Origin of the sequence: Xanthomonas sp. WCS2018Noco2-27 (assembly GCF_031843525.1) — a bacterium.
GTDB lineage: Bacteria > Pseudomonadota > Gammaproteobacteria > Xanthomonadales > Xanthomonadaceae > Xanthomonas.
In genome coordinates, this window is the sequence record NZ_JAVTIK010000002.1 from 97,916 (window position 1) to 121,363 (window position 23,448).

At 65.4% G+C, this 23,448-nt stretch carries 18 protein-coding genes and 1 riboswitch; of the genes, 12 read left to right on the plus strand and 6 right to left on the minus strand.

Annotation, left to right across the window (positions count from 1 at the left end):
* Positions 1 to 45: 45 nt before the first annotated feature.
* The gene (locus RQH86_RS05490; protein ID WP_005990002.1) at positions 46 to 687 is read right to left on the minus strand and encodes a response regulator transcription factor; all 642 of its coding nucleotides are present in this window, start codon (positions 685 to 687) and stop codon (positions 46 to 48) included.
* Positions 687 to 1,883: a sensor histidine kinase gene (locus tag RQH86_RS05495; RefSeq protein WP_115553258.1), complete on the minus strand. Its 1,197-nt coding sequence runs from the start codon at positions 1,881 to 1,883 to the stop codon at positions 687 to 689. Before RQH86_RS05495 ends, RQH86_RS05490 begins: the two co-directional genes overlap by 1 nt.
* A 231-nt stretch (positions 1,884 to 2,114) precedes the next feature.
* Between RQH86_RS05495 and RQH86_RS05500 the strand changes: the two genes are divergently transcribed.
* From RQH86_RS05500 to RQH86_RS05520, 5 genes are all read left to right on the plus strand, one after another.
* Positions 2,115 to 2,714 carry a GNAT family N-acetyltransferase gene (locus tag RQH86_RS05500; protein ID WP_055845605.1) on the plus strand — a complete coding sequence of 200 codons (600 nt, stop codon included), beginning with the start codon at positions 2,115 to 2,117 and terminating at the stop codon, positions 2,712 to 2,714.
* Between the two features lie 2 nt (positions 2,715 to 2,716).
* Entirely contained in the window at positions 2,717 to 3,463 is a 747-nt protein-coding gene (gene minC / locus RQH86_RS05505) for a septum site-determining protein MinC (RefSeq protein ID WP_055845608.1), read from the plus strand.
* A gap of 35 nt (positions 3,464 to 3,498) precedes the next feature.
* A complete protein-coding gene (gene minD, locus RQH86_RS05510; protein ID WP_055845610.1) occupies positions 3,499 to 4,308 on the plus strand; it encodes a septum site-determining protein MinD in 810 nt (269 codons plus the stop codon).
* Positions 4,309 to 4,310: 2 nt separating this feature from the next.
* A complete protein-coding gene (gene minE, locus RQH86_RS05515) occupies positions 4,311 to 4,568 on the plus strand; it encodes a cell division topological specificity factor MinE (protein WP_005994583.1) in 258 nt (85 codons plus the stop codon).
* Between the two features lie 149 nt (positions 4,569 to 4,717).
* Entirely contained in the window at positions 4,718 to 5,215 is a 498-nt protein-coding gene (locus RQH86_RS05520) for a hypothetical protein (protein WP_311239948.1), read from the plus strand.
* A gap of 186 nt (positions 5,216 to 5,401) precedes the next feature.
* On the opposite strand, the gene RQH86_RS05525 is transcribed toward RQH86_RS05520, so the two are convergent.
* Both RQH86_RS05525 and RQH86_RS05530 read right to left on the minus strand, forming a co-directional pair.
* Entirely contained in the window at positions 5,402 to 6,700 is a 1,299-nt protein-coding gene (locus RQH86_RS05525; protein ID WP_115527305.1) for a HAMP domain-containing sensor histidine kinase, read from the minus strand.
* Positions 6,693 to 7,409, minus strand: coding sequence for a response regulator transcription factor (locus RQH86_RS05530; RefSeq protein ID WP_311239944.1), 717 nt, complete (start codon positions 7,407 to 7,409; stop codon positions 6,693 to 6,695). Before RQH86_RS05530 ends, RQH86_RS05525 begins: the two co-directional genes overlap by 8 nt.
* A 146-nt stretch (positions 7,410 to 7,555) precedes the next feature.
* On the opposite strand from RQH86_RS05530, the gene RQH86_RS05535 reads away from it, so the two are divergent.
* The 5 genes from RQH86_RS05535 (at position 7,556) to RQH86_RS05555 (ending at position 16,033) form a co-directional block, all read left to right on the plus strand.
* Complete coding sequence (locus RQH86_RS05535; protein WP_311239943.1) at positions 7,556 to 9,289, plus strand: glycosyltransferase family 39 protein; 1,734 nt, start codon at positions 7,556 to 7,558, stop codon at positions 9,287 to 9,289.
* A gap of 99 nt (positions 9,290 to 9,388) precedes the next feature.
* Positions 9,389 to 10,153 (plus strand): phosphatase PAP2 family protein, encoded by a 765-nt coding sequence (locus RQH86_RS05540; RefSeq protein WP_311239947.1) that lies wholly within the window; start codon positions 9,389 to 9,391, stop codon positions 10,151 to 10,153.
* A complete protein-coding gene (locus tag RQH86_RS05545) occupies positions 10,150 to 11,811 on the plus strand; it encodes a phosphoethanolamine--lipid A transferase (RefSeq protein WP_311239942.1) in 1,662 nt (553 codons plus the stop codon). Before RQH86_RS05540 ends, RQH86_RS05545 begins: the two co-directional genes overlap by 4 nt.
* A gap of 136 nt (positions 11,812 to 11,947) precedes the next feature.
* On the plus strand, positions 11,948 to 13,966 hold the full coding sequence (locus RQH86_RS05550; protein ID WP_311239941.1) for a M2 family metallopeptidase: 2,019 nt from the start codon (positions 11,948 to 11,950) through the stop codon (positions 13,964 to 13,966).
* 132 nt (positions 13,967 to 14,098) lie between these two features.
* The gene (locus RQH86_RS05555; RefSeq protein ID WP_311239940.1) at positions 14,099 to 16,033 is read left to right on the plus strand and encodes an XVIPCD domain-containing protein; all 1,935 of its coding nucleotides are present in this window, start codon (positions 14,099 to 14,101) and stop codon (positions 16,031 to 16,033) included.
* 271 nt (positions 16,034 to 16,304) lie between these two features.
* Here the strand turns inward: RQH86_RS05555 and RQH86_RS05560 are convergent, their stop codons facing one another.
* Positions 16,305 to 16,709 carry a hypothetical protein gene (locus RQH86_RS05560; protein WP_311239939.1) on the minus strand — a complete coding sequence of 135 codons (405 nt, stop codon included), beginning with the start codon at positions 16,707 to 16,709 and terminating at the stop codon, positions 16,305 to 16,307.
* Positions 16,710 to 16,725: 16 nt separating this feature from the next.
* On the minus strand, positions 16,726 to 17,979 hold the full coding sequence (locus RQH86_RS05565) for a multidrug effflux MFS transporter (protein WP_311239938.1): 1,254 nt from the start codon (positions 17,977 to 17,979) through the stop codon (positions 16,726 to 16,728).
* Between the two features lie 269 nt (positions 17,980 to 18,248).
* Positions 18,249 to 18,363: riboswitch (glycine riboswitch) on the plus strand.
* 90 nt (positions 18,364 to 18,453) lie between these two features.
* Here RQH86_RS05565 and gcvP point away from each other — a divergent pair.
* A complete protein-coding gene (gene gcvP, locus RQH86_RS05570; RefSeq protein ID WP_193552845.1) occupies positions 18,454 to 21,342 on the plus strand; it encodes an aminomethyl-transferring glycine dehydrogenase in 2,889 nt (962 codons plus the stop codon).
* Positions 21,343 to 21,707: 365 nt separating this feature from the next.
* Positions 21,708 to 23,378, plus strand: a complete 1,671-nt coding sequence (locus RQH86_RS05575; protein ID WP_311239937.1) for a carboxylesterase/lipase family protein — start codon at positions 21,708 to 21,710, stop codon at positions 23,376 to 23,378.
* Positions 23,379 to 23,448 lie beyond the last annotated feature (70 nt).

A 23,448-nucleotide genomic window follows, 5' to 3' on the forward strand; every position in this document is an offset into this window, starting at 1 on the left:
GCCCGCGAACGCCCGGCGCGCTGCGCCGGGCGGGACATCCTGCTGTCAGACCAGCTGCAGCTCGAATGCCTTGAGTACCGCGCGGGTGCGGTCGCGCACGCCCAATTTGGACAGGATGTTGGACACGTGATTCTTGATGGTGCCCTCGGCCACGCCCAGCGAATTGGCGATCTCCTTGTTGGAAAAGCCACTCGCCATCAACCGCAGGATCTCGGTCTCGCGATCGGTGAGCGGATCGGGCCGGTCCAGGCTGACGAACTCGTTGCGCATGTGCTCCAGGCCAGAGAGCAGGCGCTGAGTGACCGCCGGCTGCACCAGCGAGCCGCCGTCGGCCACGGTGCGGATCGCACCGACCAGCTGTTCCAGCGACACGTCCTTGAGCAGATAGCCCTTGGCGCCAGCCTTGAGCCCGGCCAGCACCAGTTGGTCGTCGTCGAAGGTGGTCAGGATGATGGTCGGCGGCAGGGTGCCGTTGCGCGAGAGCATCTGCAGGGCTTCCAGGCCGGACATCACCGGCATGCGCATGTCCATCAGCACCACGTCCGGCTGGATCTGCGGAATCTGCTCCACCGCCTGCTTGCCGTCCGAGGCCTCGGCCACCACCTCGATGCCGTTGTCCAGCGCCAGCAGCGAGCGGATCCCCTGGCGCACCAGGGTTTGGTCGTCGACCAGGCACACACGGATCATCAGAACACTCCTTGAGTAACGGCCGCAGGCATCAGTGCCGGCGCGCCTGGAACGCAGATGCGCAGGCCGAAGCCGTCGCCGCGCCGGGTTTGGATTTCCAGCTTGCCACCATACTGGTTGAGCCGTTCACGCATGCCGCGCAGTCCGTTGCCGGGCGCCACCGCATCGGCGCCATGGCCGTCGTCGCGGGCGTCGATCAGCACGGTATCCGCATCGCGCCGCACCTGGATCCACAGATTGCGCGCGCCGGCGTGGCGCACCGCGTTGGTGATGATTTCCTGGGTGCAGCGCAGCAGCACGTGCGCCCGCTCGGGGTCGTCCAGGGTCAGCGGCTGGGCGATATCCAGATGGATGTCCAGCGACGGGACCTGGGTCACGAGTGGGCGCAGCGCCGCTTCCAGATCGATGGCGCCGCTGTCGCGCAAATGGCTGACCGCCTCGCGCACATCGGTGAGCAGCAGCTTGGCCAGGGTGTGCGCCTGACGCACGTGTTCCTGCGCCTGGCCCTCGGTGATGTGGCCGGCCACTTCCAGGTTGAGGCTAAGCGCGGTGAGATGGTGACCGAGCAGATCGTGCAGTTCGCGCGAGATGCGGGTGCGCTCGTTGATGCGTGCGCTCTCGGCCAGCAGCGCGCGGGTGGCGCGCAGTTCGGCGTTGAGCCGGCGCTGCTCTTCTCGTGCATCGGTCTGCTGGCGCGCCACCAGACTGGTCACGAAAATGAACATCGAGAAACCGCCGTACAACAACGACTGCATCAGCGCAGCGAACAAAGTGAAATCCGGGCGCAAGTAATAGAAGACCGGCAGCACAGCCAGCTGGCTGAGCACCAACCAAGCCACGCCAATGCGCAGCGGCAGCAACCACGGGATCACACCGGCGGCCACCATCATCAGGATGCTGCCCAGCCCGGTTCCGCTTAGATAGCTGACCGCCAGCGCGAAGATCGTAAGCAGCAGCAGGATCAGCCGATCGTACCAATGGGCGTGTCCGCCGCCGCTCAATCCACGGGTCAGCCAGAAGTAGCTGGCGCCAAAGCCGACGAAAACCGTCGACATCAGCAGACCTTCCGCCGCACTGCGGTGGTCGCCCTCTTCGGCAGCGGGCCAATACGTGTACACCAACGGCATGGCGATCATCGCCCAGGTGAACAGGCCGGCGAAGCGCAGGACGCGCGTATGACTGAGGTATCCCAACATGCTGGCATCTTAGGCCCAAGCGCCGCCGCTGCCCTCTTGCCGGAAGTCATGCATGCACGTGTTCGCCTGCAAGCACCTGGCAGCAGGGCCGGGTTTGCGCATGCGCGGTGCCCTGCGCGAAGGCGACTTGCGCGCCGGGGCGCACGCGGCGGGTCGCCGCTTCAGGCCACGCATGTAATAATCCGACGCAGATCCGATTTCGGATCGAGAGCGTTACCCCACGGAGTCCCAATGTCGATCGTCATCCGCGACGTGCGCGAGCACGAGCTCGATTCCGTCCTGGCCCTGAACAACAATGCCGGACTGGCGATCCTGCCGCTGGATTCAAACAAGCTGCAACGCTTCTACGAACAGGCCGAATATTTCCGCGTCGCCGAGCGCGACGGCAACCTGGCCGGTTTCCTGGTCGGGTTCGGTAGCGGCAGTGCCCATGACAGCAGCAACTTCGCCTGGTTCCGGGACCGTCATCCGGAATTTTTCTATATCGACCGCATCGTGGTCGCCAGCCGCCGTCGCGGCGGTGGCGTCGGGCGGGCGTTCTATGCCGATGTGCAGAGCTACACCGAGCTGCGCTACCCGCAGCTGGCTTGCGAGGTGTTCTTGGACCACGGCGCCGATGCGGCGTTGCTGTTCCATGGCAGCTTCGGCTTCCGCGAGGTCGGCCAGAACACCATGCCCGACGTGGAAGTGCGCGCGAGCATGCTGATGAAAGACATGAGCAGCTATCCGTGGGTCAAGGAGACCTATGGCGGCAAGTTGCCCGAAGAATTGCCGTGGGTCGGCCGGCCGCGGCATGCCGCCGCCACCGACAACCCATCGACGGGGAGCTGAGCGTGTCGAGTGTGAATGTGGATTTTGAACAGGCCGGCGAACTCAAGATTGGCCAGGTGGGCATTGCCAACCTGCGCGTGCGGACGCTGGATGTGCCGCGCCTGGTGCAGGAAATGCGCGAGCGCGTGACCCGCGCACCCAAGCTGTTCGGGCGGGCGGCGGTGATCCTGGATTTCGGCGGCCTGTCGCAGGTGCCGGACGTGGCCACCGCCAAGGCGCTGCTGGATGGGCTGCGCGATGCCGGCGTGCTGCCGGTGGCGCTGGCTTACGGCACCAGCGAGATCGACCTGCTGTCGCAGCAACTCGGCGTGCCGCTGTTGGCAAAGTTCCGCGCGCAATACGAGCCGACCGCGGTCAGCCCACCGCCTCCACCACCGCCGGCGGCACGCGCCGAACCCGCAGCGCCGGCCGCGCGCCCGGCGCCGGGCCGCATGCAACGCAATGCGGTGCGTTCGGGCCAGCAGCTGTATGCGGAAAACTGCGACCTGACCGTACTCAATACGGTCGGCGCCGGGGCGGAGGTCATCGCCGACGGCAGCATCCATATCTACGGTACCCTGCGTGGCCGCGCTCTGGCCGGCGCGCAGGGCAACCCGGACGCGCGCATCTTCTGCCGCGACTTCCACGCCGAACTGGTCGCCATCGCTGGCCACTACAAGGTGCTGGACGATGTTCCCATGGACCTGCGTGGCAAGGCCGTCCAGGTCTGGCTGGAGCAGGATCAGATCAAGATCGCTGCGCTTGATTGACGCGGCCCAACCACAGAAATATTCGGAGAAATCCTTTGGCTGAAATCATCGTAGTCACCTCCGGCAAGGGCGGCGTCGGCAAGACCACCACCAGCGCGAGCCTGGCCTGCGGGCTGGCACGGCGCGGCAAGAAGGTCGCCGTCATCGACTTCGACGTCGGTTTGCGCAACCTGGATCTGATCATGGGCTGCGAGCGGCGCGTGGTGTACGACTTCGTCAACGTCGTGCATGGCGAAGCCACGCTCAAGCAGTCGCTGATCAAGGACAAGCGCTTCGACAACCTGTACGTGCTGGCTGCCTCGCAGACCCGCGACAAGGATGCGCTGACCCAGGACGGCGTGGAAAAGGTGCTCAAGGACCTGGCCGCCGACGGCTTCGAGTACATCGTCTGCGATTCGCCGGCCGGCATCGAAAAAGGCGCGTTCCTGTCGATGTATTTCGCCGACCGCGCCGTAGTGGTGGTGAACCCGGAAGTGTCCTCGGTGCGCGACTCCGACCGCATCATCGGCCTGCTCGATTCCAAGACCCGCAAGGCCGAAGAAGGCAAGACGGTGCCGGCGTTCCTGTTGCTGACCCGCTATAGCCCGGGCCGCGTGGAAGGCGGCGAGATGCTCAGCATCACCGACGTGGAAGAAGTGCTGGGGCTCAAGGCCATCGGTGTGATTCCCGAGTCCGGCGACGTGCTCAACGCCTCCAATAAGGGCGAGCCGGTGATCCTGGATGGCGAGTCCCCGGCCGGCCAGGCCTACGACGACGCGGTCGCCCGCATCATGGGCGAAGAGCGCCCGATGCGATTCATATCCGTGGAGAAGAAAGGCTTCTTCAGCAAGCTGTTCGGAGGCTAAGCATGGGCCTGCTCGATTTTCTCAAGAGCAAGAAGAACACCGCCGAGACGGCCAAGAACCGCCTGCAGATCATCATTGCGCAGGAGCGCAACCACCGTGGCGGGCCGGATTACCTGCCGCTGCTGCAGCGCGAATTGCTGGAAGTGATCAAGAAGTACGTCAACATCGACGCCGATGCGGTGCGGGTGGATCTGGTCAAGGACGGCGAGCACGACGTGCTGGATATTTCAGTCGCCCTGCCGGAAGACGGCGACAAGTAACGCGGTCATTGCCGCCAGCGTGCAGCCCGTAGACGCTTACGCGCTGTGTGGCGGTCGCCGCATTGTCCTCCTGACGGTACCGTGTTCGCACGGTACCGTTTTGGTTTCTGCCCCACTGCGCGCCTTGCGGCGCGCCCGACCGCGAGCCACTGCGCGTGATTCCACATCCTGCTTCCGCATCCGATGCTTCCGCTGTGCTGTGCGTGGCCGATATCGGCCTGGACGCACCGGCAGCCTTGCTGGGCCGGTATGGCCTGCGCCTGCATCGCGTGGACGCTGACGCGCCGATTCCAGGCAGTTTCTGGGGCGAACCGGAAGCGGGCATCATCGGCTGCGATGTCTATGTGCGCGACGACACGCCGGTGCATTCGATGCTGCATGAAGCCGGGCACCTGATCGTGCTGCCTGCCGACAAACGCGCCGCCGTACATACCGATGCCACCGATTCGGTGGATGAAGAAGACGCCACCTGCTACCTGCAGATTCTGCTGGCCGACCAGTTACCGGGCGTGGGCAGTGCGCGGCTGATGGCCGACATGGATGCCTGGGGCTATACCTATCGACGGGGGTCCACCCGTGCCTGGTTCGAGCAGGATGCGGAGAACGCGCGCAGCTGGTTGCACGAACGCGGGCTGCTGCCGGTCTGAGCTGGCTGCATGATGGTGCGGTGCGCGCTGTGGCGCCCACCAAGGGACAAGATGCTTGCATGGCTTGGGGTGCAGGCTGAGGACTATTGCCTGTGCCTGCAGATCACCGTGCGCGATCAGCATGCCGTCGCAGCGTGCCCCGTGCACTGCACCGTCTTGCGATGCAGGCAGTGCGCACGCTGATGGCTATGCGTGTGTGGGCTCGATCGCCGCCACGGCACCGAACAGATCCAGCGTCGCGACAGTGCCCTGCCCTGCATCGGATTCCAGGCTCAGTTTCCAGCCCAGGTGCTCGCACAGCCGCCCGATCAGTTCCAGACCGATGCCGTTGCCCTGCCGTGCATTGCCGCGCGCCAGGCGTGCGTAGATCGCGCTGATTTCTTCCGGCGTCATGCCGTGGCCCGGGTCGGCGATGCGTACCATGCCGGGCGCCGATAGGGTGATGCGGATAATGCCGCGGTCGCTGTTTTCGATCGCATTGCGCAGCAGATTGCCGATGGCGGTCTGCACGATGGCAACCGGGGCGGTGAGGCTGCACGGCGGCAGCGGGTCGATGACCAGCTGCAGATCCTTGTCTGCGCACAGATGCGCGTGGTCGGCGACGATGTCCGGAATCAGATGATCCAGCCGCAACGTATCGCTGCTGCCCACCAGCCGGCTCGGGTCTTTCGCCAGCACCAGCAACAAGGTGATCAGTTGCTCTACCGATGCGCTGGTCTGTGCGATGCGCTGCAATTGATGGCGCACCGCCGGCGGCGTGCCGGGTTGCTCCAAGGCCAATTCCACCGCATTGCCGATCACCGCGATCGGCGTGCGCAGCTCGTGGCTGGCGCTGTCGATGAAAGCGCGTTCGCGCTCGACGAACTGGCCGTTGCGCTCCAGATAATCGTTGAGCGCATCGGCGATGACGTACAACTCGGCGCTGCCCTGCGCGCCCACGGCAATCTGTTGCGCACGGCGTTCCGGACGCAGCGCACCGATGTCGCGGGCCAGCTTCACCAGCGGGCTCACCAATCGGGCCATTGCGTAAGCGCCCATCAGCAAGGTGATGCCGATCAGCGCGATACCGGCGGCCAGCATCCAGCGGGTGAGGAATTTTTCCAGCGCTTCGAAGTCGGTGATATCCAGCACCAGCACGAGGCGACCCGCATGCGGCGTGTCGCGCACCATCAACGCGCTCGGGCGGCCATCGACGTCACGCTCATGCAGGCCGGGATGCAAGGTGCGTAACACCGGCGGCACGGGCTTGCTGCCATCGAGACGATACAACCGCAAGGTGTCCGAATCCTGCCAGTGGTAACCGGGACTTTGCGCGCTGCTGTCCAGGATGCTGTCCAGTTCCGAGTTGAGCAGCGAGCGCCACACGCCATGCTCGGCGCGCTCGTGCAGGTATTGCGCGGTGCCGAACACCGCCAACGTCATCAGCAAGGTGTAGCCGAACAACCACACCATGACCCGACGTCCCAACGGGCGCGGCTTAGCCATCGGCGCGATCGCTGCTCGTCGGTTCGCTGGCGCCATCGAGTTCTGCCAAACGGTAGCCAAGCCGTGGCAGGGTATGGATGAGCTTCTGCGCGAACGGGCCGTCCACGCTGCGGCGCAGCTCGTAGATATGCGAGCGCAGCATGTCGCCGTCGGGCGGGTCGTCGCCCCACAACGATTGCTCCAGGCGCTGCCGGGTGACGGCGGCCGGGCTGGCCTGCATCAACACTTCCAGCAATTTGCGGCAGGCCGGGTACAGGTGCAGCACCTGCCCGTCGCGGGTGGCCTCCAGGGTGGCCAGATCCAGGCGCAGATCGGCCACCTGCAACAGCTTGCCGCGACGACGGCCATGTGCACGCGCAAGCAAGGCCTCGATGCGCACTTCGAGCTCGGGCAGCGCGAACGGCTTGGTCAGGTAATCGTCCGCCCCGGCACGGAAGCCGGCGATCTTGTCCGGCAATTCGTCGCGTGCGGTCAGCATGATCACCGGCAGTTCGGACTGATGCTGCTCGCGCAGGCGGCGCAACACCTCCGGCCCGTCCATGCGCGGCATCATCCAGTCCAGCACCAGCACGTCGTACTGCTGGGTGGTGGCCAGATGCAGGCCGGTGATGCCGTCGGGCGCTGCGTCCAGTGTGTGCCCGCGCGCTTCGAAATAGTCGAACAGGTTGGCAACCATGTTGCGGTTGTCTTCGATGACCAGCAGCCGCATGGCGGTTTCCAGAACAGCCCGACAGGGACGGTGTGCGCATCCTAACCGAGCCGAGCCGAACCCGACCGCTCCAGGCGGCTCGGCGCGCGCTCCGACAAAACTCCGACCCGCTTGCCAGCTATCGTTCGGCCCCTTTTAATCGGGGCATGCACGTGTCGCCTGCCAGCTCTGCCTCTCTCCCTCGTCGGCGCGCGTTGCTTGCCGCGTTGCTGCTCATCGTCGTCAGCCTGCTGGCCGGGCTCGGGCTACGCCAACCCAATCCGCCGGATGAGCCGCGCTTTGTGCTGGCCGCACGCACCATGGTCGAAAGCGGCCATTGGCTGCTGCCGCACCGTGGCAGCGAGCTGTACGCGGAAAAGCCGCCGGTGTTCATGTGGCTGCAGGCGGCAAGCTATGAGCTGGTGCCGCACTGGCCGGTCGCGTTTCTGTTGCCCTCGCTGCTGGCCGCGCTGGCAACGCTGTGGCTGACCTGGGACATGACGCGCCGGCTGTGGAACCGGCGCGTGGCCGGCTACGCGGTGCTGGCGTTGTTTGCGGTGCTGCAATTCGGCCTGATGGCCAAGCGTGCGCAGATCGACATGGTGCTGGTGGCGCTGACCACGCTGTCGCTGTGGGGGCTGCTGCGGCATGTGCTGCGCGGGCCGGACTGGCGCGCGTGGACGCTGGGGTTGTTTGCCGCCGGCGTCGGCACGGTGACCAAGGGCGTCGGCTTCCTGCCGCTGCTGCTGTTGCTGCCGTGGATGGCGTTGCCGCGCCGGCATTGGAGCGTGCTGCCGGCGCGTGCTCAGGCCGGGCGTAGCTGGCTGCTGGTACTGCCGGCGTTTTTGGCTGGCACCGCAGTCTGGCTGGGGCCGCTGGGCATCGCGCTGCTGCACAGCGACGACCCGCAATTGCACGCTTACGCGCATGAGCTGCTGTTCAAGCAAACCGGCACGCGCTACGCGCATGCCTGGCATCACGTCAAACCGTTCTGGTACTACCTGCAAGTGATCGCCACGCTGTGGCTGCCGGGCTGCCTGTTGTTGCCGTGGCTGCTGCCGGCGTGGTGGCGGCGGCTGCGTCGCGGCGACCCGCGCTATGTGCTGCTGCTGGCGTGGAGCGTGCTGGTGCTGCTGTTCTTCAGTGCCAGCCCGGGCAAGCGCGAGGTCTACATCTTTCCAATGCTGCCCGCGCTGTGCGTGGCAGCAGCACCGTTGCTGGCCGGGCTGCTGCGCCGTCGCGGTGTCCGCGTGCTGCTCACCGGCTATGTGCTGCTGCTCGCACTTGCCGGCCTGATCCTGGGTGCCGGCATTGCGCTGCATCTGCACTGGGCCGAAAACACCGCGCTGAAGCGCGGCATGGAGCTGGCGTCGTTGCAGTCGGTGGGGTTCTGGCTGATCGGCCTTGGCATCGTCGGCGTGGCGGCGCTGGCGTGGTCGCGCGGTCGTCGCGCTGGCACCGCGGTGGTGGTCATGACGGCGGCACTGTGGAGCGTGTACGGCCTGGGCTTGATGCCCGCGCTGGACCCTTACAGTTCGTCCGCGCGGCTGATGCAGCGCGTCGGCCAGCGTATCGGCCCGGATGCGGAGCTGGGCATGCTGGCCTGGCGAGAGCAGAACCTGCTGCAGGCCGACCGCGCGGTGACCGACTTCGGCTTCAAGGCGAGTTGGCAGCAGCAGTGGGACAAGGCAGGCCCGTGGCTTGCGCAGGCGCCAGAAAAACGTTGGTTGTTCGTGCTCAAGCAGGCTGTACCGGCTTGTATCGATCCGGCGCAACGCATCGATATCGGCGAATCCAATCGCAATCAATGGCAATTGGTGCCAGGCACCGCGTGGCACGCCGGTTGCATCACCACGGCGTCCGACAGCGAACAAACCGGTAGCGACGGCGACACAGACTGAACGCTCGGGGTCGGGTTAACGACTGGGCAACTTCAGTCCGACCGCTCTCCGACATCCGGGTTTCGAAGATGCCGGGCAATGACACAGACCGACATCTCGATGAGCACGCTTCCCGTCCACGCGCCAGTTTTGGCGCACACCGCCCGTGATGTGCAGGCGCGCTTTTTTATTCGCCATCTGTGGATGCCGTTGACAGGTGTGCTGTTGGTCAGCGCGTTGTTGATGGGCGCGGGCGGCGACCAATGGATTGCCGATGCGCTGTATCGACTGGAAGGCGGCCACTGGCTGCTCAAGGACCACTGGTTTACCAGTGGCGTGATTCATCGCATCGGCAGAGGGTTGAGTACCTCTGCGGGTGTCAGCGTCGTGATTCTGGCGGTGGCTGCCTGGTGCAGGCCGCGTTTGCGCGTGCTGCGTTGGCCGCTCACCTATCTGGCCGCATCGATCGCGTTGTCGACCTCGCTGGTGTCGTTGCTCAAATCGTGGACCGCTATGGATTGCCCGTGGGATCTGAGCCGATATGGCGGCACGCAGGCGATGATCGGCTTGTTCGAATCGCGCCAGGGCATTGCCGCCTCCGGTTGTTTTCCGGCCGGCCATGCCAGTGCCGGGTATGCGTGGGTCGCACTGTATTTCTGTGCGTTGTCGCTGCGTCCTGCGTGGCGCTTCCCAGGTTTGTTTATAGGGTTGGTGGCAGGTCTCATTTTCGGCGTTGCGCAGCAACTGCGCGGCGCGCATTTCCTCTCGCACGATGTATGGTCGCTGGCAGTGTGCTGGCTGACGGCACTGGGGTTGTACTGCGTGATGCTGGCTCGGCCACATCGCACGTCTGATTCGATGTTGCCATCGGGGGATGCAGCATGAGCACCTGGTTACCGGAACCGCGTGGGCGCACCAGCGCGCGCGCGCTGACATGGAGTACCCGGCCGACCGTGTCGACCGAAGCGCTGGTGTTGCTGTCGAGCGTATTTTTCGCGTTGGTCTGCAATCAGCTGTTCTGGCGCACGGCAATGGCCACGCACCCGGGCAGCATCGGGTTTGCCATTTCGTTGATGGCGCTACTGGTCGCCGTGCACGCGCTGTTGTTGGGTCTGCTGGTGTGGCGCTGGAACGCCAAACCGCTGTTGACCCTGCTGCTGTTCACCACCGCGCTGGCTGCGCACTACATGGACAGCTACAACGTCTATCTGGATGCGGACATGCTGCGCAACGTGCTGCATACCGACCACAAGGAATCGCGCGAGCTGCTCACGCCAGGGTTGATTTTTCCGCTGGTGTGCTACTTCCTGATTCCCACCGTGCTGCTGTGGCGTACGCGCTTGCGTGCACGCAGCACGGGCAAGTCGCTGCTGGTGCGGGTGGGATTCTTGCTGGCGGTGGCGGTGGTGGGTGCCGCCGGCACCATGCTGTCGTCGCAGGATATTTCGGCGTTGATGCGCAATCATCGCGAAGTGCGTTACCTGGCCACGCCGATCAACTACATCGTCGCACTGCGCCAGAACCTCAAGTCCGATTCGCCGATCAAGCGTGCGCCCAAGCAGCCGATCGAACACGATGCCATTGCCACGCCGCGCGCTGCTGGCAGCCGCCCGCGTCTGTTGCTGTTGGTGCTGGGCGAAACCGCACGTGCGCAGAATTGGGGCCTCAGCGGCTATGCGCGCCAGACCACGCCGGAGCTGGCGCAGGCAGGCGTGATCAATTTCCCGGACATGCATTCGTGCGGCACCAGCACCGAAGTGTCGGTGCCCTGCATGTTCTCGCCGTTCGGACGCCGCGATTACAACGAAGACATGATCCGCGGCCACCAGTCGTTCCTGCACGTGCTTGAACACGCCGGCATCTCCACGCTGTGGCGCGACAACCAGTCCGGCTGCAAGGGCGTGTGCGAGGGGCTGGAGATCCAGAAGCTGGACGATGCCACCACGCCGGAGCTGTGCGCCGATGGCCGTTGCATGGACGAAATCCTGTTGCGCGATCTGGCGGCGCAAGTGCGTGCCAAGCCCGGCGACCGCGTGGTGGTGTTGCATCAACTCGGCAGCCACGGCCCCAGCTATTTCGAACGCTACCCGGCGCAGTTCGAGCGCTTCAAGCCGGTGTGCAAGACCGCCGACCTGGGCAGCTGCAGCCGCCAGAGCATCGTCAACGCCTACGACAACTCCATCGGCTATACCGATCACTTCCTCAATCAGGCCATCCATACATTGCGTGGCTTGTCCGACTACGACACCGCGATGATCTATCTCTCCGATCACGGCGAATCGCTGGGCGAGAAGGGCCTGTATCTGCATGGCGTGCCATATGCCATCGCACCGAAGGAGCAGACCCACGTGCCGATGGTGATGTGGTTCTCGCCGGAGTTTGCGCGCGACCGTGGCCTGGATGAGGCCTGCCTGCGCCATCGCGCCGGGCAATACACCGATCAGGATGCGCTGTTCCCCTCGGTGCTGGGCCTGATGCAGGTCAAGACCAGCGTGTATGCACGCGAACGCGACGTGTTTGCGCAGTGCACGGGGAAAGGCTGAGCGTTCCGGACCGCCAACAGCGGGATCGATTGCCGCTGCGTGGCATCCGCACCGGCACCGCTTGCCCATGAAGCACCGCTTGCCCTGAAGCCTCGCGCGCTCTAGCCTTCGCCGGACTTCACTGCAAGGACCACCCGTGAATCCTCGTCTGCTGTTGCTGGCATTGGCTGTGGCCGCCGGCACGTTATCGCTGTCGGCCTGCCGCAAGGACGCCCCGCCGCCAGCCAAACCGGCCGCGACCAACACCGCGCCTGCCGAAAGCGCCGACCAGTTCGTCGCACGCATCAGCGCCGAGTACAAGGCCGCCTACCCGGAAGTCACTGCCGCGCAGTGGCTGTCGTCGACCTACATCAACGGCGACTCGCAGCTGCTGGCCGCCAAGGCCAACGAGCGTTCGCTGTCGCAGCTGGATCGCTGGATCGAACAATCCAAGCAGTACGTCGGTACGCCGATGTCGGCAGACAGCGCACGCGCACTGCAGCTGCTCAAACTGATGAGCGCCCTGCCGGCGCCGCGCGACCCGGCCAAACTGGCCGAACTCACCCGCATCGCCGCCAAGATGGAAGGCGACTACGGCGCCGGGAGTTACTGCGTGGGCGATGGCGAACAACGCCGCTGCCGCCAGCTCGGTGAGCTGGAACAGGTGCTGGCCAGCAGCCGCGACTACACCGAACAACTCGATGCCTGGCAGGGCTGGCATAGCACCGCCCAGCCGATGCGCAAGGACTACCAGCGCTTTGTCGAGCTGGCCAACGAAGGCGCGCGCGGCAACGGCTTTGCCGATGTCGGGGTGATGTGGCGCAGCGGCTACGACATGCCGCCGGCGCAGTTGGCCAGCGAGACCGACCGGTTGTGGGAGCAAGTCAAACCGCTGTATGCGCAGCTGCAGTGCTACGCGCGCGGCAAGCTCGATGCGCAGTACGGCAAGGACAAGGGCGAAGTGGCCGGCGGTCTGTTGCCGGCGCATTTGATGGGCAATATGTGGCAGCAGGACTGGAGCAATCTGTGGGATCTGCTGCAGCCCTACCCCGGCGCCGGCGATCTGGACATCACCTCTGCGCTGGAAAAACAGTACCAGGGCAATCTGAGCGCGGTACTGGCGCGTAACACCGGCGGCGACGGCGGGACGGCGGCACGCTTCAGTGCCGAGCGCGAGGCGCAACTGCGTACCGCCAAACAGATGACCGAGCGCGCGCAGGATTTCTACACCTCGCTGGGTATGCCCAAGCTTCCCGACACCTATTGGCAACGTTCGCAGTTCATCAAGCCGCTGGACCGCGATGTGGTCTGTCATGCCAGCGCGTGGGACATGAACATGGGCGGCGAGCCGAACCAGAACATCGGCGCCGATGTGCGCACCAAGATGTGCATCAAGCCCACCGAAGAAGACTTCACCACCATCTATCACGAGCTCGGCCACATCTATTACGACCTGGCCTACAACCCGCTGCCGCCGCTGTTTCAGAACGGCGCCAACGACGGCTTCCACGAAGCGATCGGCGACACCATCGTGCTGGCGATGACACCCAAGTACCTGCAGTCGATCGGCATGGTCGGCGAACAGCAGGCCGGGCGCGAAGCGTTGATCAACTCGCAGATGCGCATGGCCTTGAGCAAGGTCGCCTTCCTGCCGTTCGGCTTGATGATCGACCGCTGGCGCTGGGGCGTGTTCGATGGCTCGATTCCGCCGGAGCGCTACAACCAGGCCTGGTGGGAACTCAAAGCCAAGTACCAGGGCGTAGCACCAGTGACCGCGCGCGGCGAAGACTTCTTCGATGCCGGCGCCAAATATCACGTGCCGGGCAATACGCCGTACACGCGCTATTTTCTGGCGCATATCCTGCAGTTTCAGTTCTACAAGGGCCTGTGCGATGCGGCCGGGCATCAAGGCCCGCTGTACGAGTGCAGCTTCTACGGCAACAAGGATGCAGGGCAGAAATTCTGGTCGATGTTGCAACGTGGATCGAGCCAGCCCTGGCAGACCACGCTGAAGGAACTCACCGGCAGCGAGAAACTCGACGCCGGCCCGATGCTGGACTACTTCGCACCGATGAGCGAATGGCTCAAGCAGCAGAATCAGGGCCAATTGTGCGGCTGGCAGGCAACCGCGCCTGCTGCCGCGAGCAATGCGCCTGCGCCTGCCGCATTGCACTGACGCGCCACTTTGCCTGCGGCATGCGGCGGCCATCACCCAGGCCGCCGCATAACATTCCTTTGATAAACGCCTGAAACGCTGCCGATATACTGCGCGCCCGCTGCCCAGGCGCAGCATGCAGGAAGCATCCCAATGAGCAACGCCTCCACCGGCCCGGACGCGCGCGATGTGGACCGCAACAAGCAGGTCATCGACGACGCGAACGATCGCGCATTCAACCCGACCTATAGCAGCTCCAATAGCGAATACGCGGCGAAAGTTGGGAGCAGCACCGTCTCGGTCAACCCGGCAGAACAGTCGGCAAAGTATGCGCAGACCAGCGAGCAGAGCAGCGGCAGCCCGACGCAGCCGTTAGGCCAGACCAGCCTGCGTGGCGGCGGCTCGCTGAGCGCAGGCAGTCTCAGCGATGCCGACGCAAAGACCACCACTTTCAGCCTTGAGGCCGACGCGCAGACCGGCCAGCAACAGCGGCTGCAATCCACGCTTGGCGACAGCAAGCTGAGCATCGAGGCCGGCACCAGTGCCGGGCAGCGCATGCGCTACGCACTGACGCTGCCGGGTGTCGATCAGCCGCTAGAGGCCGCCAGACAGGTGAATCCGCTGCAGCCGGAGAGCCTTCCGATCGGCGCGCGCGCGGTGATGGACACCCAAACCTTTGTGCAGCGCGAATCTTCGGCGAGTCTGCGAGGGCTCACCACGCAGAGCAAGATCACCGAAGCCAGCGGCCGCAGCTACATGATCGAACGCGTCGACGAGCGCCACGTGCGTGTGGTGACCGGGCCGAACGCGGCCATCGAGGCGGTGAATGCACTCGGCGTCAAAGCCGGACCGGCGCAGGCCCTGCTCGGGCGCGCCGACTCCCTGGGCCAGTCGCAAGTGAACAGCGCGCAGTTCGATCTGGCCGATCCGCGTGCGCGCGCGGCCATGGGCGAGTTCGTACGCGAAGGCAAGCTTGCACCGGGCGTGCCCGGCGTCGATGAGATGCAGACGCTGGAGCGCATCAATTTCAGTTCGCAGCAGCGTCTGCAGCTGGAACTGGGCCCGCTCAGCGCCGATGTTGCCGGCAACCGCAACCAAGGCAGCCAGGTGCGCATCAGCACACCGGGCCAGGACGGCTACACCGTGGTGCAACAGTTGCAATACGGCGACAACGTGCCGCTGACGATCGTGCGCCACTACGACGGCAACGAGACCGAACGCGTGGAGCAGCGCAGCTACCGTTTCGAGATCGATGGCGATGTGGCGGCGCCTGGCTGGTTGCAGCGCCTGGGCGGGCGCAACGAGACCAGTGAGGAAAAGGCGATCGCGCAGACGCTTAACAGCGCGTTGAGCGGCGAGATGACAGGCACCGGCGCGATCGCGCCAGGGCAGAAGACCACGCTGGAATTCAGCGAGGCACAGATGCAGGCGCTGCTGGAACAGACGCGCACCAGCGCCGACGCCAGCAAGATCGGCGGCAGCGCGCTGACCTCACTGGTCGGCGACAGCAACGCCCCGGCGCAGTCGCCCGAGCAGTTTGCGATCGCGATGGCCCGCAATGTGGGTGGATCGCCTTATGGGTTCGCCGAGCGGCTGCAGCGTATCGCCGACGGCGCCGACGGGAAATACGACGGCCAGCTGCAGCATGTCGATGCCACCGTGCTGCCGCGGCCGGCGGACGTCGCCCAGGCGCTGCCGGATCCGCGCGATCCAGCGCATGCGGATCATGCCCTGCTGCAGCAATCCACCGCGGCAGTGGAACGCTTGCAAGCCGCACCCGGCCCAGCCGCAGGAATGGACAGCGAACGCTTGGCCTTAGGGGCGGTGGTGGCCGCGCGCGAGCATGGCTTGCAACGGGTCGATCACGTGGTGCTTGGCAACGATCCTGCGCGTGGCTTCGTGGTGCAGGGAGCACTCGACTCGCCAGCGCATCTACGGGGCAGCTTCGATGCCAAGGCCGCGCAGGAAGAGCCCGTGGCCGCCAGCCTGCAGCGCCTGCAGGCGCTGGAACCCGGCACGGAGCGCGATGCTGCTGCGCAGGCGCAGGTGTCGCAGCAGGAAACGCAGCGACAGGCGCAGGCGCGCTGAGAACGCGCTGGGTGGTTGCACCTGAATTCCCAGATCGAACGCGTTCGATCACATATGTGGCCGACCACTGAGTTGGCCACGTGCGCTGGATCGGGAACGATGGGCGCATGGGTAGCCAGTGATGATGCGCGACCCACCTACCGGGCAGCGCGTACGCACAAGACCGAAGGCTTACCTGCTGAACACCCTTGGCAGGCACCGCAGCTCGGTGGTGGCCGCCCAAAACGCCGCGTACCTCCACGCGCCAGCCAAGGCACGCCGCGCGGGTGACTCAATTGAGCTTCGCGCCACCCTGCAAGCGCTCGCTCAACCGGGCCTTGAACTGTTCGAACTCCATGCCATCGGCCTGGGCCTCGGCATGCGCGGCATCTTTCAGCGCGTCCGAGTAGGTCAGGCGCACGGGGGTGCCCTGGCGTTCGTGCAGTTCGGCGGCGCGCATGATCAACGTCAACACCTGCGCGGCACTGGTGCTTTCGCCAGCAATGCGGCCATCCATGCCCAGCACCCATTCGCCGTCGCGGCGGACGATGCCGGCCAGCAGCGTGCGTTGCTGGTCGCGCAGTTCGGCATGCGCTTCGATCGGCGATTCGGCCGCGGCCTTGGCGGCGGCCTGGTTGCGCTGGCGCTCGGTTGCACGCTTGCGGGCATCGCGGCGCAACTTGGAATCGGTGGACATGCAGGCTCCTGTAGGGTCAAAGATGGTTGGCCGGCTCCAGAGGCACTGCCTCGGTGGCCTGGCGGTGCCGCAGACGGCGGCCGCTGCGGCGCTCCCAGCGCCAGAATAGCCAGCCCAGCAGGAAAAAACCGGTCATGCCGATCGCCAGATGCCGGGGGTGTTCACTGAGCAGCGGCGACAGCACGCCGGCCACCACCGTGTTGGTCATGAGCTGGGTGAAGGCCTGCAGCGACGACGCCAGGCCGCGCTGCTGCGGGTACATGTCCAACACCGCCAGCGCCAGGATCGGGAAGATCAACGCCATGCCGACACCGGCCAGAAAGATCGGCAGCACTGCCCATGGCAGCGCGATCTGCGCCACCGACAAGGTGTAGCCCAGGTTGGCGAGCGCGGCCACGCCGCAGCAGATGAATCCGATGCGGATCTGCCGCACCGGATTCATCTGTCCGGCCATGCGCCCGGACAAAAACGAGCCCAGCGTCATGCCGCCGATGGTGGGAATGAACAACCAGGCAAAGTCGCCTTCGCCCAGATGCAGGTGCTGCATGATCAGCACCGGCGCCGAAGCGATGTACAAAAAAATGCCGGCGAAGTTGAACGCACCGGCCGCCGCCAGGCGCTGGAAGCGCGGGTTGAAGCCGATCCGCACGTAGTCATGCAGCAAGCGCTTGAGCTGCAGCGGCGTGCGCGCTTCCAACGGGTGAGTTTCCGGCAGCCAGAGCATGGTCGCGATCAGCAGCACCAGCCCGAACACCATCAGAAACCAGAAGATCAGCGGCCAGCCGGCGCCGCTGAGCAGGATCCAGCCGCCGATGATCGGCGCGATGGCCGGCGCGATGCCGAAGATCATCGACACCTGGCTCATCAGCCGTTGCGCGTCCGGGCCATGGAACAGGTCGCGGATCACCGCACGGCCGACGATCATGCCCACGCCGGCCGACAGGCCCTGCAACGCGCGGAAGGCCAGCAGCGTGGGCAGATCCTGCGACAGCGCGCAGCCGATCGAGCCGGCGATGAACAGCACCAGCCCGCCCAGGATCACCCGCTTGCGGCCCCAGGCGTCGGAGAGCGGCCCATGCGCGATGCTCATCACCCCGTAAGCCAGCAGGTAGACGCTGATGGTCTGCTGGATCGCCACCTGGTCCACCGCCAGGCTGCGGCTGAGCCGCGAGAACGCCGGGAAGATGGTGTCGATGGAGAACGGGCCGAACATCGCCAGCCCGGCGAGCAGCAGCGCCATGCGACGGGTGGAGGGCGTGGTGGGGGTCATGCAGGAATCCGAAACGTGGTGCATCGGGGGACGCACGCCGGCATCCGCGAGTTGCGGCGCCGGGATGAGCACAAGGGAGAAGATGATAGGCGCTCGCCGTTGCAAGGTTAAGCAGACGCAAGTGCGGCAGCCTGGGTGCGATCGGCCCAGGGGTTGCGCCAGGTGGCGCAGGCCCACGCTATAATCGGCCCGGCAACACGGTGGGAGAAGCGGCACTGCCGCTGCCGAAGGCGCAACAGCCCGTAATCGCTCAGGCCCGATACCATCCGCAGTACAACTCTGGAGAGACCGGCCGATGCCGGCGCCGAAGGGGCACGGAACGCAGGCAGGCCAATGGCCAGGCCGCGTTTTTAAACTCTCAGGCAAAAGGACAGAGGGGCGCGAGGAAGACCGTCGCTGCGGCGGGTCGCGGTGCGCTGTGCGCGCCGGGCCGGCCGGGAGACGTGTCGACCATTCGTCTGCCCCCTGACCCGGATGCCCGCCATGTCCCAGACCTCGTCTTCCCTGCGCGACCTCGAACACCACAGCGCGTTCGTCGAACGCCACATCGGCCCCAATGACGCAGAAATCGCGCAGATGCTGGACGTGGTCGGCCATGCCTCGCTGGATGCGCTGACCGACGCCATCGTGCCGGGCAACATCAAGTCGCCGGCTGCGCTGGCGCTGCCCGAGTCGATCACCGAAGAAGAAGCGCTGGCCAAGATTCGCGCCATCGCCAGCAAGAATCAGGTGCAGCGCACCTTTATCGGCCAGGGCTATTACGGCACCCACACGCCCAAGGTCATTCTGCGCAACATCCTGGAAAACCCGGCCTGGTACACCGCGTACACGCCGTACCAGGCAGAGATTTCGCAGGGCCGCATGGAAGCGTTGATCAACTTCCAGACCCTGTGCGCGGATCTGACCGGCATGCAGATCGCCAACGCCTCGCTGCTGGACGAAGCCACCGCCGCCGCCGAAGCGATGACGCTGGCCAAGCGTTCGGCCAAATCCAAATCCGACATCTTCTTCGTGCACGACGCGGTGCACCCGCAGACGCTGGAACTGCTGCGCACGCGCGCCGAGCCGCTGGGCATCGTGTTGCGCGTTGGCACCCCGGACGAAGCGTTGCAGGCCGAGTGCTTCGGCGTGCTGCTGCAGTACCCGGACAGCTTTGGCCGGCTCCACTTCGACACGATCGGCGGCCACGCCGCGCTGGCCGATGCGGTGCATGCGCAGGGCGGCCTGGTGGCGGTGGCCACCGATCTGCTCGCCCTGACTCTGATCGCTGCGCCCGGCGAGTGGGGTGCGGATATCGTGGTCGGCAACTCGCAGCGTTTTGGCGTGCCGTTCGGATTTGGCGGCCCGCATGCGGCCTTCATGGCCTGCCGCGATGCGTACAAGCGCTCGATGCCGGGCCGCTTGATCGGCGTATCGATCGATGCCGCCGGCAACCCCGCATATCGCCTGACCCTGCAGACGCGCGAGCAACATATCCGCCGCGAAAAGGCCACTTCCAACATCTGCACCGCGCAGGTGCTGCTGGCAGTGATGGCCTCGATGTATGCCGTCTACCACGGCCCCGATGGTCTGACCCGCATTGCCCGTCGCACCCATCGCCTGGCCGCGATCCTGGCTGCCGCGCTGCGTAGCGCTGGCGTGAGCGTCGGCGAGCATTTCTTCGACACGCTGCACGTCAAGGCGATCGATGCCGATGCCATCCATGCACGTGCGCGTGCGGCCGGCATCAACCTGCGTGCCATCGACAGCGAAGCGGTCGGCATCAGCCTGGACGAAACCAGCACGCGCGCCGATGTGGTGGCGCTGGCGCAGTTGTTCGGTGCCCAGGCGGACATCGATGCACTGGACGCGGCCACCGCCGATGCGTTGCCGCAAGGCCTGCTACGCACCAGCCCGTTCATGACACACCCGGTATTCAATACCCACCACAGCGAACACGAACTGCTGCGCTACATGCGCTCGCTAGCCGACAAGGATCTGGCGATGGATCGCACCATGATTCCGCTGGGCAGCTGCACCATGAAGCTCAACGCCACCGCCGAAATGATCCCGGTGACCTGGCCGGAATTCGGCGCGATCCATCCGCTGGCGCCGGCAGAACAATCGGCCGGCTATGCGCAGCTGATCGAGGAGCTGGAAGCGATGCTGGTCGAGTGCACCGGCTACGACGCGGTGAGCCTGCAGCCCAACTCCGGCGCGCAGGGCGAATACGCCGGCCTGCTGGCGATCCGCGCCTATCACCGTTCGCGTGGCGAGGCGCATCGCGACATCTGCCTGATTCCCGAATCCGCGCACGGCACCAACCCGGCCTCTGCACAGATGTGCGGCATGACGGTGGTGGTCACCAAGTGCGATGCCAACGGCAATGTCGATGTCGAAGACATCCGCGCCAAGGCGGAGAAGTATTCCGATCGTCTGGCCGCGCTGATGATCACCTACCCGTCCACGCACGGCGTGTTCGAAGAAGACGTGGTGGCGATCTGCGAAGCGGTGCATGCGCATGGCGGCCAGGTCTACACCGACGGCGCCAACATGAATGCCCTGGTCGGCGTGGCCAAGCCCGGCAAATGGGGCTCGGATGTGTCGCACCTCAACCTGCACAAGACCTTCTGCATCCCGCACGGCGGCGGCGGCCCGGGCGTGGGCCCGTGTGCGGTCAAATCGCATTTGGCGCCGTTTTTGCCGCGCACGCTGGGCGGCGAAGGCGATGTGGGCATGGTCAGCGCGGCCAGCTATGGCTCGGCCTCCATCCTGCCGATCAGCTGGATGTACGTGACCATGATGGGCAGTGGCGGCTTGCGCAAGGCCACGCAGGTGGCATTGCTCAACGCCAACTACATCGCCAAGCGGCTGGCACCGCATTACAAGACGCTGTACACCGGCCGTAATGGTCTGGTGGCGCACGAGTGCATCCTGGATGTGCGGCCGCTGGAAAAGACCAGCGGCATCGGCGCCGAAGACATCGCCAAGCGTTTGATCGACTTCGGCTTCCACGCGCCGACGCTGAGCTTCCCGGTCGCCGGCACCTTGATGGTGGAGCCGACCGAAAGCGAATCGCAGCACGAACTGGACCGCTTCATCGACGCGATGATCCAGATCCGCGAAGAGATCAGCGCCATCGAAGACGGCCGCCTGGACCGCGACGACAACCCGCTCAAGCACGCACCGCACACCGCCACGCAGGTGTCGGCCAGCGAGTGGACCCATGCCTACCCGCGCGAGCTGGCCGCCTTCCCGCTGCCGAGCCTCAAGCAGCAGAAGTACTGGCCGCCGGTGGCGCGCGTGGACAACGTCTATGGCGACAAGAACGTGATGTGCGCCTGCATCCCGGTGGATGCGTACAAGGAAGACGCCGAGGTCTGAGTGGCATGACAGACGCGGTAACCATCAAACCCGGCTGGTGAAACAGCCGGGTTTTTTGTTGCGTCATGCGATGCGGGCCAGATGCGCGAGAGGGGCAACATTCATCGCGACTGCACGCCGGTTGCAGCACGACCAATGAGCGCGCGGTCTCCACGACACGCTCGCTACCAGAGCCGCTGCTGGAGCTACCGCCCTGTATTGCAACTGCATTTGCAAAGAGTGTGCGTCTGCATTGTTTTGCTTCAGAGCCATCGCCGATCGCAGCTACCAACGGATGCCACGCGCGCACTGCGCGCGCGTTTGCCTCGCCTACACATGCGCTGGGCATGATGGCGAACGCCTCCCCTTATGGCAGAACCTTGCGCATGCTTGCACTGAAACATCTCGGCACCTTTTTGTTGGCAGCCACCCTGCTACTCGGCTGCGCGCCACGTCGCCCCGGCGAGGTACCGGCGCTGGTGCATGCGCCCGATGCGCGTGCCGAGCTGGTGCGGACCGATGCGGGCGTGGTGCGCGGTGTGGCCAGCGCACACGGTAAGGCGTTTTTGGGCGTGCCGTTCGCCGCGCCGCCGGTGGGCGCGCTGCGCTTCCATGCACCGCAACCGGCAGCGGCCTGGAAGGATGTTCGCGATGCAACGCAGGCCGGGCCCGCCTGCCTGCCGCGGTATCGCTTCGGGCAAAAGCAGGTCTCCGAAGACTGCCTTACGCTGAACATCTACGCACCGCCCGGCCCTGCGCCGGCACACCCGCGCGCGGTCATGGTGTGGATCTACGGTGGAGCATTGGAGCTGGGCAGCAATGCCGACTACGACCTGAGTGCATTGGCGGCGCGGCAGAATGTCATCGTGGTGGCACCCAACTATCGGCTGGGGGTCTTCGGATTCTTCGCGCACCCGAGTCTGCGTGGCGAAGGAGAAGGCGCGTATGCGCTACTGGATCAACAGGCCGCATTGCGCTGGGTACACCGCAATATCGCTGCATTCGGCGGCGATGCGCACAACCTCACCGTGTTCGGTGAATCCGCCGGCGCGTGGAGCATCTGTTACCAGCTCGCGTCGCCAGGCGCGCGCGGCCTGTTTCAGCGCGCGATTCTGCAGAGCGGTAGCTGTCTTGCATCCGATTCTAGCGTGACGCGCGCCGAGGCCGAGCGCGGCGGTACGCGCATGGCACAGACGCTTGGCTGCGAGCGGGCAAGCGATGTGGCCGCGTGCCTGCGCGACCTTCCTGCCGAGGCGTTGGCCGATGCAACACCGCAGCGCCGCGGCTTGACCGGCAGCGATGCGTGGGCGCCGATGGCCGGCGGCGATGTACTGCCGGTAATGCCCGCCGAAGCGATTGCCAACGCGCAGCATGCGCAAGTCCCGGTCCTGATCGGCAACAACCGCGATGAAGGGCGCTTGTTTGCCCAACTGCTGTCCTACATCGGCAAGCTCACGCTGCGCAGCGGTTATGAAGCACGCATCCAGCGCATGTATGCGGCGCCAGCACCGATCATGGCGCACTACGCAGATGTCGCGGCGCAGTCGCGCTGGGAAGCGTTTGCCGACATCGTCACCGACGGCGGCTTCGCCTGCCCCACGCGCCGGCTTGGGCAAGCGTTGCGCACGCATGCTGCGGTGTATGCGTATGAGTTCGACGATCCGCAGGCGCCGTACGGCCTGTGGCGCTTGCCGTTCTCGCGTCCATTGGGCGCGTTTCACGCCTCCGAACTGGCGTATCTGTTTCAACGCCCCTGGGTGCTCAGTGGCGACCCGCAGTTCAGTGCCGCGCAACAGGCGTTTTCCGACACTTTGCAGGACTATTGGGGCGCGTTTGCCCGTACTGGCGATCCCAATGGTGGCGGGCGACCGCCGTGGCCGCGCTTCGATGGCGACACACCGTTGACGGTGTCGCCACACAGGATCGGCGCTACGCCCGACTTCGTACAGCGGCACCGATGCGCGTTCTGGGATGCACAGGCGCAGGCCGCTGCAGCTCCACTGCCTGCGCGTTTGCAACAGCATCAGCAGGACCTCACACGCGATGGTCAACGATGAGCCTGCCTAGACGAGGCCGTAGCTGCATCCAGACACGCCGATGACGCAGATGTCACTGGCCTCAGGTGCC